This is a genomic window from Ruegeria sp. CDSA241, from assembly GCF_059611265.1.
Map to the genome: position 1 here is coordinate 22,542 of NZ_JBXWPF010000003.1, position 15,673 is coordinate 38,214.

Genomic DNA, 15,673 nt, shown 5'->3' on the forward strand with positions numbered 1-15,673 from the left:
CGATCAATCCCTATGATACATCGACTCGTAGATCGGCGTCAGGGTCTTATCCTCGAACAGTGACGATACACTGGTGCCGTTCCAGATATTCAGGATCGCCTGCGTAAAGATCGGGGCTGTGGGCACGATGCGGATGTTCTTGGCCTTGGTAATTTCTTCTGTCGGCTGGATCGTGTCGGTCAGCACCAGAGATTTCATCACCGAATTGGTCACGCGTTCGACCGCAGGGCCGCTCATGACGCCGTGTGTGATGTAGGAATGAACTTCTTTCGCACCATTATCCAGCAGTACTTGCGCCGCTTTGCACAGAGTACCGGCCGTGTCGCACATGTCGTCAACGATCAAACAGATCTTGTCTCTGACATCGCCAATTACGGTCATCTCAGCGACTTCGCCGGCTTTTTCGCGGCGTTTGTCCACGATCGACAGCGGGGCGTTGATCCGCTTGGCCAACTCGCGCGCGCGGGCCACGCCGCCCACATCGGGCGAAACGACCATGATCTCGTCGAGGCTGTCCTTGAACTGATGTTTCACATCCAGCGCAAAGATCGGCGAGGCATAAAGGTTGTCGACAGGCATGTCGAAGAACCCCTGAATCTGCGCTGCGTGCAGATCCATGGTCAGGATGCGCTCGATCCCGGCGCCAGTCAGCATGTTGGCCACCAGCTTGGCACTGATCGGTGTGCGGGCCTTGGTGCGGCGGTCCTGGCGGGCATAGCCGAAATAGGGGATCACGGCGGTAATCCGTTGGGCCGACGAACGGCGCAGCGCATCAGCAATGATGAGCAGCTCCATCAGATTGTCATTGGCCGGGTTCGAGGTGGGCTGGACGATGAACATATCTTCGCCGCGCACGTTCTCGAACACTTCGACAAAGATTTCACCGTCGTTAAACCGTTCGACCCGGGCATCGACCAGACCCTGATCGACGCCGCGATACAGGCTCATTCGGCGTGCAATGGATTCGGCAAGCGGAAGATTAGCGTTCCCAGCGATTAACTTGGGTTCGTGAAGTGTCGGCATCGGCTGAGGTCCTTGGGCAGCAATGGCAAATGTGACAGATTCGTGATGTTGACACCGCTTAGCATGGCCTTACCGTCCAGCAAAGATAACGCTGCGGAGAAAGTGAACATGGCCCAAATTGACTACTATTTTGCGACACTCTCGCCATACACCTACCTGGCGGGACTGCGCCTGGAGGAGATTGCGGCCAAACATGGTGCGACAATCAACTACAAGCCGCTTGATATCGTCGCCCTGTTCGGACGTACGGGAGGTGTTCCGCCCAAGGACCGCCATATCTCGCGCATCGAATACCGGACGCAAGAAATGCAGCGACAGTCAAAAAAGCTGGGTATGGCGTTCAACCTGCAACCGGCCCATTGGCCCACCAATGCGGCGCCGTCTTCCTATGCCATTATCGCGGCCATTCAGGACGGGTCGGGGAATGTGGGGCAGCTGGTGCATTCCTTTGTGCGCGCCTGCTGGGCCGAGGAAAAGGACATCGCGCAGGACGACGTGATCCGCGCTTGCCTGGCTGACGCTGGGTTTTCCCCGGATCTGGCCGATAGCGGCTTGCTGCTCGGGGCTGAGACCTATACCGCCAATCTGGAAGAAGCCGTGGAACGCGGAGTTTTTGGAGCTCCGTTCTATATAACGGAAGACGATCAGCGGTTCTGGGGCCAAGACAGGTTGGACGATCTGGACAGGCATCTGGCCGGGCTGAAGGGATAGGACAACATAATGGCCGTTGCGCAGAACCTGCGTGTCACGCAGTTGGGGCAGGGTGATCGCCCTGTGCTGGCCTTGCATTGCACCATTGCTCATTCCGGGGTCTGGGCAGGCCTAGCCGCGGTGATGAAAGGGCAGGCAAGTTTTATTGCACCGGATATGCTGTCCCATGGGCGCAGCCCGGACTGGGATCGCCAGGGGGATCTGTATGACCGGCTGACCGAAGCCACACTTGAACATCTGACCGAGCCGATGGGCGTGATCGGGCATTCTTTTGGCGCGGCGATTGCATTGCGGCTGGCGGTCGAGCATCCCGCGTTGGTTCGCAGTGTCGTACTGATCGAACCGGTGTATTTTGCCGTGGCACAGCAGGATGCCCCGGACCTTGTGGCGGAATACGCGCATGTTGCCCAACCCTGTATGGACGCGCTTGCATCAGGCGACGAACCTCTGGCGGCAAGGCTGTTCAACCGGTTGTGGGCCGGAGATAGGGGGCCGCGTTGGTCAGACATGCCCGAAACTGCACGGGCGGGGATGGTGCGTGGAATTCATCTGGTATCCGAGGTCGAAAACGAACTGATAATGGATTCCAAAGGCTTGCTACGGCCCGAGCGGATCGCACACGCCAATATGCCGGTATTGCTGCTGCATGGCGCGCTCACCCACCCAGTGATGGTCGCGATAAACTCTGGATTGAAATCCCGTCTTCCAATGGCCGAAAGCGCCGTGATCGAAGGGGCAGGGCATATGGCTCCGATCTCTCACCCGACAGAGACCGGCGCTCTGATCGAGGCTTTTTGGAACAGACTGCCTGCCACTGCCTGAAGCTTCGGGCGCGTCGTTACAAGAGCGCGATGAACCGATCAATTTGCGCAGGCTCGATGGACCAGTCACAAACCAGCCGACAGGCTAGAATTTCGCTGTCATCTGCCCCGTCCAGCTCTGCCCCCCACAGGTGGTAAACAGCACCTGCGGCATGCAGTTGCTTGTGTTGGGCGCGTGAAAACTGGGCAAAAATCATATTCGCCTGCGGCGCGTGCAGGAAAGAGGCACCTTTGGCCCGCAATCCCTCGGTCAGACGGGCGCAGTTGTTATTGGCCTGACGGGCCAGTGTCAGCCACAGATCATCCTGCAGATACGCCGCCATTTGAGCGGACAGATAGCGGTGCTTGGAGAACAGGTGCGCCCCGCGCTTGCGGCGCAATTCGAATTCCCAGGCTTTGCTTTCATCAAAGAAGACAACGGCTTCGACGCCCATTAGCCCGTTTTTGGTCCCGCCAAAACTGACCGCATCCACGCCTGCTTTCCACGTCATCTCGGCGGGTGAGCAGTTCAACGCAACAAGGGCGTTGGAAAAACGCGCACCGTCTAAATGGACTGGCAGCCCATACTCTTTGGCCACGGCGCAGAGCGCCTGCAATTCTGACAGGGTGTAAACAGACCCTCGTTCGGTCACCTGCGTAATGGATACAGGTCCGCGCTGCGGTCCATGCACGCCGCGTGTTTCTTCGGCCAGAATCGAGCCGCGCAGCGCGTCCGGCGCCATCTTGTCCGCGCCCGGAACCAGCGTCAGCTTGGCGCCGCTGTAAAACTCGGGCGCGTTGCACTCATCCTCGTGGATATGTGCCACGGGTGAGCAGAACACCGTCTCCCACGGCTGCGCCAGCGTCGCCAGCGCCAGCGAATTCGCGGCCGTCCCGGTGGCCACCAGATACACGGCGGCGCCAGGTGCCTCGAACACCCCGCGAATGCGATCCCGGACCTCATTCATCAAGGTGTCGGTTCCATAGGCCATCTGATAGCCCTGATTGGCAGCATTCAGCGCTTCCATGACCGCCGGGTGAACCGGCCCCGAATTGTCAGAGGCAAAGTACATTAGCTGGGCTCCTCGATGATATGATCTTCCCACTCTTCCAGCGGAGTTTCGAATTCGGACACGGTCCGCCCCTGCACCGAGACTCCGGCGGCATGAACGCTGTCCGGTGTGCCCGAAATCAACGGGTGCCAATCGTGTAGGGGTTTGCCCTCCCACAACAGGCGATAGGCACAGGTCTGTGGCAGCCAATAGGCGTGATCGTTGATATTGCCCGGCGTCATCACGATACATTCCGGCACAAATTGGTGGCGGATATCGTATTGGGTGCAGCGGCAACTTTCGTCATCCAACAGACGGCAGGCGACGCAGGTCAGCGCAACCTCACCGGTGTCTTCATCTTCCAGTTTGTTCAGACAACATTTGCCGCAGCCATCGCACAAAGCTTCCCATTCAGCTTGGTTCATGCGGGTTAACGGTTTTCGTTCCCAGAACCTGGGGGCCAGGCCGGTGCGGTCGATCGGATCCGTTGTCATCGGTCCGCCAGCAGGCCGCGGGCCTTGTCGCAGTCGGCATCCATCTGCGCGATCAGGCCGTCCAGACTGTCAAAGGTCATCTCGGGGCGCAGGTATTCTACCAGACCCACCGACAGGGTCGCGCCATAAAGGTCACCCGAGAAGTCGAACAGGAAGGTTTCGATATTGGGGACCTCACCATTGAACATCGGTCGCGTCCCAACCGAGGCTGCGCCCTGATAGCTGCCCAGATGAGGTCCATCCAGAACATCGACCAGAACGGCATAGACGCCGAATCTTGGCGGATGCAGCCCCTCAATGGACATGTTTGCGGTGGGAAATCCCAGTTCACGGCCCCGTTGTTCGCCTCCGATCACCTCGCCTTCGATCCGGTGCCAGTGACCCAACATAGTAGCGGCATCCTGCGGGCGGCCCTCGGTCAGTGCAGTACGGATCGCAGTGGATGAAACGACATTTTCGGACCGCTCCATCAACGGAGCGATGGTGACACCGAACCCCATCTCTTGCCCAAAGAGCACCAAGTCATCAGCGGTGCCGCTGCGGCCTTTGCCGAAACAGAAATCGGCACCTACGACGACATGCGACAGGCCGAGCCCGTCGCAGATCACGTTGCGGGCGAATTCCCTTGGCGTCAGGCCAGCCAATGCGGCGTTGAACGGCAGCTCATACAGCTTTTCGACCCCCAGTTTTGCTAACCGGTGCGCGCGGGCATTGCCGCGCATCAGGCGAAAGGGCGGGGTGTCCGGGGCGAAATATTCTCTGGGATGCGGCTCGAATGTCAGTACGCCCAAAGGTGCACTCGGCGCGGCGCTGCGGGCCAGTTCGATCACAGATTGGTGGCCGATATGAACGCCGTCGAAATTCCCGATCGCCACGCTGGCGCCGCGATCTTGGGGTTCGATGAATTGGAGGTCACGAATGATGCGCATAGCGACTGCCTAGCGGGACAGGCGCGCTTGTTCAAGGGTCTGAGACCCCCGGAAACGCTCAGTCGAATTTGCGCGACGGGGCCAGCACCATGGCTTCGCCGACCAGCACCTTCTTGCCATCCACTGCGCAGTGACAATCGAGCTTGACCCGACGCTTGGCAAAATCAATGTCGATCACCTTGACCTCGGCATAGACCATGTCACCCGGGCGAACAGGAGCGAGAAACTTCAGCGACTGCCCCATGTAAACTGTGCCGTGGCCTGGCAACTGCTCGCCGATCACGGCCGAGATCAGACCCGCGGTCAGCATCCCATGCGCGATGCGCCCCTCGAAGATCGTGTCGCGGGCGTAATCGTCGTCCAGATGTACGGGGTTTCTGTCGGTCGACACCTGAGCGAACATTTCGATATCCTCGTCCGTCACCACTTTGCGAAGGTGACGGGACATGCCCATCTCGATGTCTTCAATACAGATCGTGCCGCGTGGAAGATTATCCAACATGTTGCCCTCACTCGAATTCATCGGGCAACAAAAAAATCAAAGTCACCCCTGTTGGGAAACTTTATTACTTTGCAACTGCAGAAAATCAAGCCTTTTTTGACTACCTAAGGCGGCCGATCGTATAGGTCGGATTTATCTTTTCCTTTTGAATATAATCAGTTAGGGATTCATGATGCGGATGTGCTTCGGTTTTTGTCTCGGCCGCGGCTAGCCCGCCCGAGATGAAAAGAGAATCAATGCCTTCCCCCATTCCACCCAGAATGTCGGTGTGCGGACCGTCTCCGATGACAAGAATGTCCCCATCGGGAATGTCGTGGCCAAGTTCCTGCAACCTGCGGCGGGCAAGATCATAGATCGGCGGATGAGGCTTTCCGAAATATAGGCTTTCGCCACCCATTTCCGTATAAAGCCTGGCTAACGCACCTGCGCACCACTCCCGAACCTCGCCGCGGTCCACCACAATATCGGGATTGGCACAAAGCAGCTTCAGCCCCTTTTGTTTGGCGTACAGGAAATCAGCACGGTTCACGGACGGATCGGCCATGGGATCGAAGGGGCCGCAACAAGCAATGCCCTCTGCCTCGGCCAGCGGCACGCGCTCGATATGAATCGGGTGGTCCAACAACTTCAGCGGTTCAAAGAATCCCGCGTCCCGCTGCCATTCGCCCATGAAATAGACCTTTTCGCCGACTGCGCCCCGGAACATGGCCGACCGGGCCGAATCTCCGCTGGTTGCAATCGTGTCATAGGCGTCGTCTGGGACATTGAATTGCGCCAGCTGGGTGGCGACTCCAGCACGCGGCTTGGGAGAGTTGGTCACCAGGACAACAATGCCGCCTTGCGCGCGATAGGCCTGCAGGGCCGCAACCGCTTCGGGGTAAGCAGTGATGCCATTGTGTACACAGCCCCAAAGATCGACGAACAGGGCCTTATAACGGCTGGAAACCTCGGGCAATGCGTGGATGATCTGCGTCATGATGGGCCCCCATTGATCTGCAAAGAGTGTCGTTTGAGCCTAAGACAGTGCGTGTGGTGTTTGGCCAGTAAGGGCAATGCCTAGCAAAAAAGGCGCCCGATCAAGGCGCCTTTGGTGATTTTGGGATCAGACCTTGAGGTTCGGAATGATCTGTTTCTTACGGCTCATGATCCCGGGCAGAACGACCACGTCGCCATCAACCGAGGCGTCAAAGCTTTTCTCGGCCACGGCTTTGACCAGATCGTTGGGAACCAGCAGGGTGGCTTCTTCGTTCAGAATATCGACCACGAACAGCAATACCTGATCGACACCGTCCTCTTTGGCTACGTCGGCCATCGACGCCGCAAGGCTGTCTTTGCGGTCCAGCACGACACCCGGTGCTGTGGTTTCCAGAACCGAAACGCGGAATTTGGTGCCGTCGACTTCGTATTCCTTGCTGTCCATCCGGATCAGCTCGGCGTCCGAGAATGAGGACACATCTGATTTGGCCGCGAACATTTCTGCAGCATAGGCCGAGACGTCCAGACCCAGATCCGCGGCCAGTTTTTCGGCCACGGCGCGGTCATGCGCGGTTGTGGTGGGCGAGCGGAATTCCAACGTGTCCGACAGGATGCAGGTCAGCGCCGCGCCTTTGATGGCATCGGGCATTTTGGCGGCATCGTCGCCGATCATGTCGACCATGATAGTGGCGGTGCAGGCCAGCGGCCGCACGGTGATGTCGATCGGGCCTTTGGTTTCCAGACCGCCGACCAGTTTATGGTGGTCGATAATGGCGCGAATATCGGCTCCGTTGATGCTGGCGGGTAGCTCGGCGGGGTTGTTCGTGTCGACAATAACAACCGGTGCGTCAGCCTCTACGTCTGCGATGATGCGCGGCTTGGGCAGGTCCCAGTGCTGTAGCATAAAGGCTGCTTCAGTGTTGGGTTCGCCCAGCAGGACAGGCTCGGCCTGTTCGCCTTTGATTTCGTTCATGTACCACGACCACAGGATCGGCGAACCAGTGGAATCAGTGTCGGGGGATTTATGTCCAAATACGAGGGTTGTCATTTCAGCGTCCTGAGGAGAGTAGATTTGGGCGCCTTATAGGGTGGTCTGGCACACTTGTCACCCGCCCCTGCGTAAACTGCGACGAAGGGTAAGGCCGGGCCTAGAAAGCGGCACGTTTTAGCGTGTATCCAGCCTGTTCCAACTGGTTCAACAGACCATGGTCATCGCCCAAATGTCCGGCGCCCACAGCAATGACCACCGTTTGGTCCTGAATGGCCAATATGTGCTGCATCCAGTTGTTGTTGCGCCCGACTAGAAGTTGCTGTTCGAAACTGGACCACTCTTCGTCGAAAACCTCTTGCGACAGACCGGATGTTTCAAGCCCCTGTAGTCTGGCAAATTGGATGATCTCTGCGTGCTTTTCTTCCAGATAGGCATTGACCATAGTCGCCAGCTGATCCTCGCTGCTTTCAAAGGCACTGGCCATGCGGATCAGTGATTGCACCTGCTTTTCGATCGGGTGCTGGTCAAACATCGCCATCAGATCGTCAATCTGCTCTAAAGAGTACTGGGGGATGTCATGGGCTTCGGCCATGTCGGTCAGGCGCGCGTCCATTCCATAGCTGGCTTCCGGATTCTCGGTCATGCATGGGGGGACACCCAGCATCATGCTCAGAAACCAGGGGCGCATTTTTGCAGCCATCCAACTGGGGATGCCACGCTCTGCCAGGCCGCTGGACAGGGCGGCCCAGTCTTCTTCCGGCATCAGCTCAATCAGGGTGGGACCTGAGGTGATCAGAACAGGGCTGAGGTCTTTGGCCAATTCCTGTTCAAATGCAGTCATTTCGTCCTGGGTCACTTCGAAATAGAACGCATCCGCCTGGCTGAGTGTCGGTTCCAGCCTTTCTGTGACGGCGTCCATACGCGGGTCGTTTGTGTGCAGCGTTCCTATCAGATGCAGAACTGTATCGCCTTTTGTCGCGATCCAGTGATTTCCTTCCGGGTACGGGAAGTCGGCCAAAGCCTGCTGCAAATCAGCTTGCGCCACTGGACTTAGGTCAGACCTCAGGTCGCGCCCCTCGCAGGCCGCTTGGGCCGAGAAAGGTACCAGCAGACAAGCCAAAAAGATCAAAAAACGCATCGTACCATCCTGGTTGGATCAATCCCTATATGGGGTGCGACCTTGCCGGGGCCAAGGCCGGTGTTCAACCTGCCTGGATGGACACTGACCTGATCTGTGTCTGGCATTCCACAGTAATTCGAATAGCATGAGCCACATGGACCGCGAGCAGGATCTCTACCCCCCAATCAAGGCGCTGTTAGAGCGTCAGGGCTATACCGTCAAAGGCGAGGTCGGTGCGGTCGATGTCATGGCTGTTCGTGAGGGTGAAGAGCCTGTGATTGTAGAGTTGAAGTTGCGTTTCTCATTGGCGCTGTTTCACCAGGCAATCACCCGACTGAAGGTTACTGAAAATGTCTATATCTGTGTTCTCAAGCCCCGCGGACGCACGGCCAGGCGGGCGTTGAAGGACAACACGGCGCTATGTCGAAGGTTGGGCCTTGGCCTGATAACTGTTCGGGCGGATGGCGTTGTCGAGGTGCATTGTGATCCTGGGCCCTACGCCCCGCGAAAAGACAAGGCCAAAACAGCGCGGCTGCTGCGCGAGTTTGACAGGCTTGAAGGTGATCCGAACGCAGGCGGCGCCACACGCCACGGCCTCGTCACCGCCTATCGTCAGGATGCTTTGCGCTGTGCGGCGCATCTTGCAGAATGTGGTGCCACAAAAGGGGCAGATGTTGCTAAGGCAACCGGTGTTTCGATTGCGACCCGGCTGATGCGCGAAAACCATTATGGCTGGTTCGACAAAATTGAAAAAGGCGTCTACGCCTTGTCGGAATCCGGACAAGAGGGTCTGAAGCACTGGGCCTATAGCTGGGATCAGCCTGACTGAGTCCCAAGGATAAAAAATTCTTCACGCTTGTTGACTCAGGGATTTCGACCCCCTAGCTATACGCCGTTATCACTCGCAAGGGTCGAGTGCTAACGCCTCGCCGCAAGGTGAGGGGAGGATAAATAAACTTTGAGCCCAAGGAGCTGCAAAGATGGCATTGAAACCGCTTCATGACCGCGTGTTGGTTCGCCGTACCGAAAGCGATGAGAAAACCGCTGGTGGTCTGATCATTCCCGACAGCGCGAAAGAAAAGCCCAGCGAAGGCGAAGTTGTTGCGACCGGCGAAGGCGCACGCAAGGACAGCGGCGAGCTGATCGCAATGGCTGTAAAAGCTGGCGACAAGATCCTGTTCGGCAAATGGTCGGGCACCGAGGTCCAAGTCAACGGCGAAGAGCTGCTGATGATGAAAGAAAGCGACATCATGGGGATCATCGAGTAAGCCCACGCGCTTCCTCTGATCTTCATCCCAATACATTTTCTCAAGGAGAAACGACATGGCTGCTAAGGACGTCAAGTTCGACACCGATGCCCGTAACCGCATGCTGGCAGGTGTGAACATCCTGGCCGACGCTGTCAAAGTGACCCTGGGCCCCAAAGGCCGCAACGTGGTTCTGGACAAATCTTTCGGCGCACCGCGCATCACCAAAGACGGTGTTTCGGTTGCCAAGGAAATCGAACTGGAAGACAAGTTCGAAAACATGGGCGCGCAGATGGTGAAAGAAGTCGCCAGCCGCACCAATGACGAAGCCGGCGACGGCACCACCACCGCAACCGTTCTGGCTCAGTCCATCGTCAAAGAAGGTCTGAAGCAGGTTGCAGCGGGCCTGAACCCGATGGACCTGAAGCGCGGCATCGACCTGGCAACTGCCAAGGTTGTTGAAGGCATCAAGAACGCCTCGCGTGAAGTCAAGGACTCGGCTGAAGTTGCTCAGGTTGGCACCATTTCTTCCAACGGTGAAACCGAGATCGGCCAGCAAATCGCAGACGCGATGCAGAAGGTCGGCAACGAAGGTGTTATCACCGTCGAAGAAAACAAAGGCCTGGAAACCCAGACCGATGTTGTCGAAGGCATGCAGTTCGACCGCGGCTACCTGTCGCCTTACTTTGTCACCAACGCTGACAAGATGGTTGCAGACCTCGAAGACTGCATGATCCTGTTGCACGAAAAGAAACTGTCCTCGCTTCAGCCGATGGTTCCGCTGCTCGAGCAAGTGATCCAGTCGCAAAAGCCGCTGCTGATCATTGCAGAAGACGTTGAAGGCGAAGCGCTGGCAACTCTGGTTGTAAACAAACTGCGCGGCGGCCTGAAAATTGCTGCTGTCAAAGCACCGGGCTTCGGCGATCGCCGTAAGGCCATGCTGCAGGACATCGCAATCCTGACCGGCGGTCAGGTCATCAGCGAAGATCTGGGCATGAAGCTTGAGTCCGTGACCATGGACATGCTGGGCACTGCCAAGAAAATCGAAATCACCAAAGACGAAACCACCATCGTCGACGGTGCTGGCGAAAAAGCCGAGATCGAAGCGCGTGTTGCTCAGATCCGCACCCAGATCGAAGAAACCTCGTCGGACTACGACCGTGAAAAGCTGCAAGAGCGCGTTGCCAAACTGGCAGGCGGTGTTGCTGTTATCCGCGTCGGCGGCATGACCGAAGTTGAAGTGAAAGAGCGTAAGGACCGTGTGGACGATGCTCTGAACGCGACCCGCGCTGCTGTTCAAGAAGGCGTTGTCGTGGGCGGTGGTGTTGCTCTGGTTCAGGCCGGTAAAGCACTGGACACTCTGCAAGGCGCAAACGCTGATCAGGACGCAGGCATCAACATCGTTCGTAAGGCAATCGAAGCGCCTCTGCGCCAGATCGCTGAAAACGCAGGTGTCGACGGTGCGGTTGTTGCGGGCAAAGTTCGCGAAAGCGACGATGTGGCATTTGGCTTCAATGCGCAGACTGAAGAATATGGTGACATGTTCGCATTCGGCGTGATTGACCCGGCCAAAGTTGTCCGTACCGCATTGGAAGATGCAGCGTCGGTTGCCGGCTTGCTGATCACTACCGAAGCAATGGTTGCTGACAAGCCGCAGAAAGATGGACCTGCTGGCGGCGGCATGCCCGACATGGGCGGCATGGGCGGCATGATGTAAAACGTCGAATTCGCTTAGACGAATTCTGGCGGCCCCACAGGCGCTTGGCAGTATAGCCAAACTGCCCAGAGGGGAGCTGCAGAGCTAAGGAACGGGGTCGCCTTCGGGCGGCCCCGTTTCGTTTTGGCACGCCGCTTATGACTGAAACTGTGGCTCAAACTGTTCCGAGGTCGACGGTCTAACCGGTCCCTTCAGGAAAGTGAGTACCCAAACCGGTGTGAAACCGGTATCGGGTTGATATGCGACTGTTCCTTCTGACCGCCCTCACCATGTGCGCCTTTGCAGCGAACTCCATTCTGAACCGGATGGCCGTTGAAGGCGGCGATAGCGACCCGGCGGGGTTTGCGGTTATGCGCGTTCTGGCAGGGGCGCTGATGCTGGCGGTGCTGGTTTTGATACGTGGCGGCAGCCTGCCGTTGCGCAGCCCTCGCCGGTTCATTGGCGCTGGCGCCTTGTCGCTTTACATGATCGGGTTCTCGATCGCCTATCTTACACTGGATGCCGGGCTGGGCGCCTTGATCCTATTTGGGATAGTGCAAATCACGATGTTCGTGGCCACTGCCGTGACTGGAAATTCACCGACACGACAGCAACTTCTGGGAGCGGCGATTGCACTGGGTGGCCTCGCCTATGTGCTTTGGCCGTCGGGCACGGTTCAGGTGGATCCGGTCGGAGCCGCCCTGATGTGCGCTGCCGGGATTGGCTGGGCAGCATATTCTCTGGCGGGACGGTCCGAGCCAAATGCGCTTGCCGGGACGGCGGCGAATTTCGTCATTGCCCTTCCGGTGACGGCCGGAGCTTTGCTGCTGTTCGGCGGAGGTTGGCAGATGACGGGCACCGGTTTGTTGCTGTCGGCAATATCCGGGGCGGTCACTTCGGGGCTGGGATATGCGTTGTGGTACCATGTTTTGCCCCAACTGGCACCGACCGTTGCAGCTGTGGTGCAGTTGAGCGTGCCCGTGATTGCTATTCTGGGCGGTGTCCTCTTGCTGAGCGAAACAGCAGAGGCCCGGCTTTTGATTGGCGCAGCGCTGGTGTTGGGCGGCATTGCGCTGGCGGTGCTGCGACGTCAGCGGGGGTAGGGCTTTCATCAGCGGCGCTAAGACATTATCTGGCGCTTATGAAAATTCTGATCGCCCTGCTTATCTTTCTGCTCCCCGCCGCGGCCAGCGCGAAATGCGTGGTCTTGTTGCATGGTCTTGCGCGGACCGAGGCCTCTTTCACCGTGATGGAGCAGCTGTTCAAGTCACATGACTATTCGGTTGTGCGCCCGGGCTATCCCTCGACCGAGATCGGTATTCCCGAACTGGCCGAACAAACCATTCCTGATGCCTTTGCGGCTTGTGGCGATGACACTGTCAATGTGGTAGCACATTCGATGGGCGGCATTTTGTTGCGCTATTGGCTCAAGGATCATAGCCCGGAAAACCTGGGTCGTGTCATCATGCTGGGGCCGCCCAATCAGGGCAGCCAACTGGTCGATGAACTTAGCGCGTGGGAGGTGTTCGGCTATCTCAACGGACCTGCGGGCCTTCAACTGGGCACAGGCGCCGAAGGGATCCCGGGTCGTCTACCGCCGGTGGATTTTGAACTAGGTGTTATCGCCGGCGAAAACTCCTTAAACCCGGTATTTTCTTCACTGATTGATGGGCCTGATGACGGTAAGGTTTCCGTTGAAAGCACCAAGGTCGAAGGAATGACTGATCACCTGGTTCTGCCGGTGACCCACACGTTTATGATGAACAATCCGCGGGTCATAGCTCAGGCCCTGCACTTCATCGAATTCGGCCAGTTCGACCCGCAGATCACCTGGCTTGACGGGGTGATGGAAGCTATTGATGAGATCTGCATCGGACAGGATTGCTCGGAACCTGACTCGGAGTCCACGCAATGACCGCATTAAGCCTGACCCTGACCGGTGCAGAGGTTCTTCTGCCCGACGAGGGGCTGACGGATGCCGATCTGTCTATTGCCGATGGCGTGGTTCAGACAGGCCCTGCCGGGCGGCAGATCAACCTGTCAGGATATCTGGTTCTGCCCGGTATTATCGACCTGCATGGTGATGGGTTTGAACGGCACATCGCGCCCCGTCGCGGTGCCATGAAGCAGATGAACGAAGGGATCCTCTCGGTCGAGGCTGAACTGGCGGCCAATGGCATCACCACAGCCGTTCTGGCCCAGTTTTACAGTTGGGAAGGTGGGGTGCGCGGGCCTGAGTTCGCAGGGCAGGTGTTTGATGCCATTGCGGCAGTCAAGGACCACACCGTCACCGATCTGATGCCCCAGCTTCGGTTCGAAACGCATATGCTGGACAATTACGCCGGACTGGCAGAAAAGATTGCGGCTTGGCAGGTGCCCTATGTCGTGTTCAACGACCACCTGCCGCATGACCGTCTGGCTGAGGGGCGTAAGCCCCCGCGTCTGACCGGACAGGCGCTCAAGGCCGGTCGCAATCCCGAGGTGCATTTCGAAATGCTGCTGTCGATGCATGCTCGCCGGGATGAGGTGTATACCGCACTGGATGTACTCTGTACTGCTTTGACAAAGCAGGGCGTCCGGATGGGCAGCCACGATGACGCCACAGCCCAAACTCGCGCCGATTGGCGCGCGCGGGGCGCGCGGATTTCAGAGTTCCCCGAAACGCTGGAAGCCGCCGAGGCCGCCCGCACCGCCGGGGATCACATCATCCTGGGATCGCCCAATGTGGTGCGCGGCGGGTCGCATAAAGGGAATGTTAGCGCGCTGGACCTGATTGCGATGGGGCTGTGCGATGCACTGGCCTCGGATTATCACTATCCCAGCCCGCGCCGGGCAGCCTTGATGCTGGCCAAATCCGGCCTTCTGGACATGGCGGGCGCATGGGCGCTGGTGTCGTCAGGGCCAGCCCGCGTACTTGGGTTGCAAGATCGCGGCACGCTCACCCCCGGGCAGCGTGCCGATCTGGTCATTCTGGAGGCAGATACAAACCGTGTCGCGGCAACGCTGGCTGCCGGGCGCGTCAGCTATATGGCCGGGGATATCGCCGCGCGGTTTGTCGGCTGATTTACCGCGTGATGCGGTTAAAATGACCCATCTTGCGGCCTGCCTTCACCTCGGCCTTGCCATAAAGATGCAGCGCAACATCACGTTCGGTCGCGAGTTCAGGTACGCGGTCCATATCGTCGCCGATCAGGTTCTCCATCACCACGTCTGAATGACGCTGCCCGTCGCCCAGAGGCCAGCCTGCCACGGCACGGATATGTTGCTCGAATTGATCCACCGCGCAGCCATTCTGTGTCCAATGGCCCGAGTTATGCACGCGCGGTGCGATCTCGTTCACGATCAGACCCTGCGGGGTCACGAACAACTCGACCCCCATGACGCCGACATAGTCCAAGGCGTTCAGGATATTTGCCGCCAACAGGATCGCATCTGTGCGCTTTGCTGCGGGCAGGCGGGCAGGGACGGAGGTGGTATGCAAAATGCCATCGCGATGCACGTTCTCACCGGGGTCGAAACAGGCGACCTGACCATCCAATCCGCGCGCGGCAATGATCGAAACCTCATGGCTGAAATCGACAAAGCCTTCCAGGATCGCAGGCGCACCCGCCATGTCTGCCAGAGCAGTTTCAGCGTCATCGGTGCTGCGTAGCCGGGCCTGTCCCTTGCCGTCATAGCCAAATCGGCGGGTCTTCAGGATGGCAGGGGTGCCGATCTGGTCAATCGCAGCCTTCAGGCTGTCCAGATCCGTGATATCGGCGAAGGGTGCGGTATTCAGGCCCAGCCCTTGCAAGAAAGCCTTTTCGTTCAGTCGATCCTGACTGACCCGCAGCGCCTCGCGCCCCGGGCGGATGGGGCGGTGGACTTCCAGAATGTCCAGTGCTTCGGTGGGGATGTTCTCGAACTCATAGGTGATGACATCGACTGCTTCGGCAAAGGCCTTGAGGGCCTCGGCATCATCATAAGAGGCGGTGGTCACACGATCCGCCACATGACCCGCAGGCGGGGTCGCACCGGGTTCATAAATATGCGACACAAAACCCAGCCGGGCTGCAGCAACGGACAGCATACGGCCCAGTTGACCGCCGCCCAAAATCCCGATTGTCGCGCCGGGGGCAAGCATTTCCACCATT

17 protein-coding genes are annotated in these 15,673 nt (G+C 58.2%); 8 read left to right on the forward strand and 9 right to left on the reverse strand.

The annotated features are described in order from the left end of the window. Window positions 1-3: 3 nt before the first annotated feature. Entirely contained in the window at window positions 4-1,023 is a 1,020-nt protein-coding gene (locus AC2FJV_RS03635; protein WP_142636504.1) for a ribose-phosphate pyrophosphokinase, read from the reverse strand. Between the two features lie 108 nt (window positions 1,024-1,131). On the opposite strand from AC2FJV_RS03635, the gene AC2FJV_RS03640 reads away from it, so the two are divergent. Both AC2FJV_RS03640 and AC2FJV_RS03645 read left to right on the forward strand, forming a co-directional pair. Beyond that, entirely contained in the window at window positions 1,132-1,734 is a 603-nt protein-coding gene (locus AC2FJV_RS03640) for a 2-hydroxychromene-2-carboxylate isomerase (RefSeq protein WP_496712665.1), read from the forward strand. Between the two features lie 9 nt (window positions 1,735-1,743). After that, window positions 1,744-2,556 carry an alpha/beta fold hydrolase gene (locus AC2FJV_RS03645; protein WP_496712667.1) on the forward strand — a complete coding sequence of 271 codons (813 nt, stop codon included), beginning with the start codon at window positions 1,744-1,746 and terminating at the stop codon, window positions 2,554-2,556. Between the two features lie 16 nt (window positions 2,557-2,572). On the opposite strand, the gene AC2FJV_RS03650 is transcribed toward AC2FJV_RS03645, so the two are convergent. From AC2FJV_RS03650 to AC2FJV_RS03680, 7 genes are all read right to left on the reverse strand, one after another. Beyond that, the gene (locus AC2FJV_RS03650; RefSeq protein WP_281994979.1) at window positions 2,573-3,607 is read right to left on the reverse strand and encodes a threonine aldolase family protein; all 1,035 of its coding nucleotides are present in this window, start codon (window positions 3,605-3,607) and stop codon (window positions 2,573-2,575) included. Further along, a complete protein-coding gene (locus AC2FJV_RS03655) occupies window positions 3,607-4,080 on the reverse strand; it encodes a YcgN family cysteine cluster protein (protein WP_142636512.1) in 474 nt (157 codons plus the stop codon). Before AC2FJV_RS03655 ends, AC2FJV_RS03650 begins: the two co-directional genes overlap by 1 nt. Beyond that, the gene (locus tag AC2FJV_RS03660) at window positions 4,077-5,009 is read right to left on the reverse strand and encodes a bifunctional riboflavin kinase/FAD synthetase (protein ID WP_142636514.1); all 933 of its coding nucleotides are present in this window, start codon (window positions 5,007-5,009) and stop codon (window positions 4,077-4,079) included. Before AC2FJV_RS03660 ends, AC2FJV_RS03655 begins: the two co-directional genes overlap by 4 nt. 58 nt (window positions 5,010-5,067) lie before the next feature. After that, complete coding sequence (locus AC2FJV_RS03665) at window positions 5,068-5,511, reverse strand: MaoC family dehydratase (RefSeq protein ID WP_074736482.1); 444 nt, start codon at window positions 5,509-5,511, stop codon at window positions 5,068-5,070. Between the two features lie 100 nt (window positions 5,512-5,611). Next, window positions 5,612-6,487: an HAD family hydrolase gene (locus AC2FJV_RS03670; RefSeq protein ID WP_142636518.1), complete on the reverse strand. Its 876-nt coding sequence runs from the start codon at window positions 6,485-6,487 to the stop codon at window positions 5,612-5,614. Window positions 6,488-6,613: 126 nt separating this feature from the next. Then, a complete protein-coding gene (locus AC2FJV_RS03675) occupies window positions 6,614-7,534 on the reverse strand; it encodes a manganese-dependent inorganic pyrophosphatase (RefSeq protein WP_496689538.1) in 921 nt (306 codons plus the stop codon). A gap of 100 nt (window positions 7,535-7,634) precedes the next feature. Further along, window positions 7,635-8,615 (reverse strand): TraB/GumN family protein, encoded by a 981-nt coding sequence (locus tag AC2FJV_RS03680; RefSeq protein ID WP_496712669.1) that lies wholly within the window; start codon window positions 8,613-8,615, stop codon window positions 7,635-7,637. 136 nt (window positions 8,616-8,751) lie between these two features. Here AC2FJV_RS03680 and AC2FJV_RS03685 point away from each other — a divergent pair, with 136 nt between their 5' ends. The 6 genes from AC2FJV_RS03685 (at window position 8,752) to AC2FJV_RS03710 (ending at window position 14,603) form a co-directional block, all read left to right on the forward strand. Next, window positions 8,752-9,426 (forward strand): DUF2161 domain-containing phosphodiesterase, encoded by a 675-nt coding sequence (locus tag AC2FJV_RS03685; protein WP_282021525.1) that lies wholly within the window; start codon window positions 8,752-8,754, stop codon window positions 9,424-9,426. A 151-nt stretch (window positions 9,427-9,577) separates the two neighbouring features. Further along, complete coding sequence (locus AC2FJV_RS03690; RefSeq protein WP_120632017.1) at window positions 9,578-9,865, forward strand: co-chaperone GroES; 288 nt, start codon at window positions 9,578-9,580, stop codon at window positions 9,863-9,865. 55 nt (window positions 9,866-9,920) lie between these two features. Continuing rightward, a complete protein-coding gene (groL, locus tag AC2FJV_RS03695; protein WP_142636527.1) occupies window positions 9,921-11,561 on the forward strand; it encodes a chaperonin GroEL in 1,641 nt (546 codons plus the stop codon). A gap of 239 nt (window positions 11,562-11,800) precedes the next feature. After that, window positions 11,801-12,643 carry a DMT family transporter gene (locus tag AC2FJV_RS03700; protein ID WP_496689542.1) on the forward strand — a complete coding sequence of 281 codons (843 nt, stop codon included), beginning with the start codon at window positions 11,801-11,803 and terminating at the stop codon, window positions 12,641-12,643. 38 nt (window positions 12,644-12,681) lie between these two features. Beyond that, window positions 12,682-13,455, forward strand: a complete 774-nt coding sequence (locus AC2FJV_RS03705) for an alpha/beta fold hydrolase (RefSeq protein ID WP_496712709.1) — start codon at window positions 12,682-12,684, stop codon at window positions 13,453-13,455. Then, complete coding sequence (locus AC2FJV_RS03710) at window positions 13,452-14,603, forward strand: alpha-D-ribose 1-methylphosphonate 5-triphosphate diphosphatase (protein ID WP_496693885.1); 1,152 nt, start codon at window positions 13,452-13,454, stop codon at window positions 14,601-14,603. Before AC2FJV_RS03705 ends, AC2FJV_RS03710 begins: the two co-directional genes overlap by 4 nt. A 1-nt stretch (window position 14,604) precedes the next feature. Here the strand turns inward: AC2FJV_RS03710 and AC2FJV_RS03715 are convergent, their stop codons facing one another. After that, the gene (locus AC2FJV_RS03715) at window positions 14,605-15,672 is read right to left on the reverse strand and encodes a 5-(carboxyamino)imidazole ribonucleotide synthase (RefSeq protein WP_496701495.1); all 1,068 of its coding nucleotides are present in this window, start codon (window positions 15,670-15,672) and stop codon (window positions 14,605-14,607) included. Between the last annotated feature and the right edge of the window lies 1 nt (window position 15,673).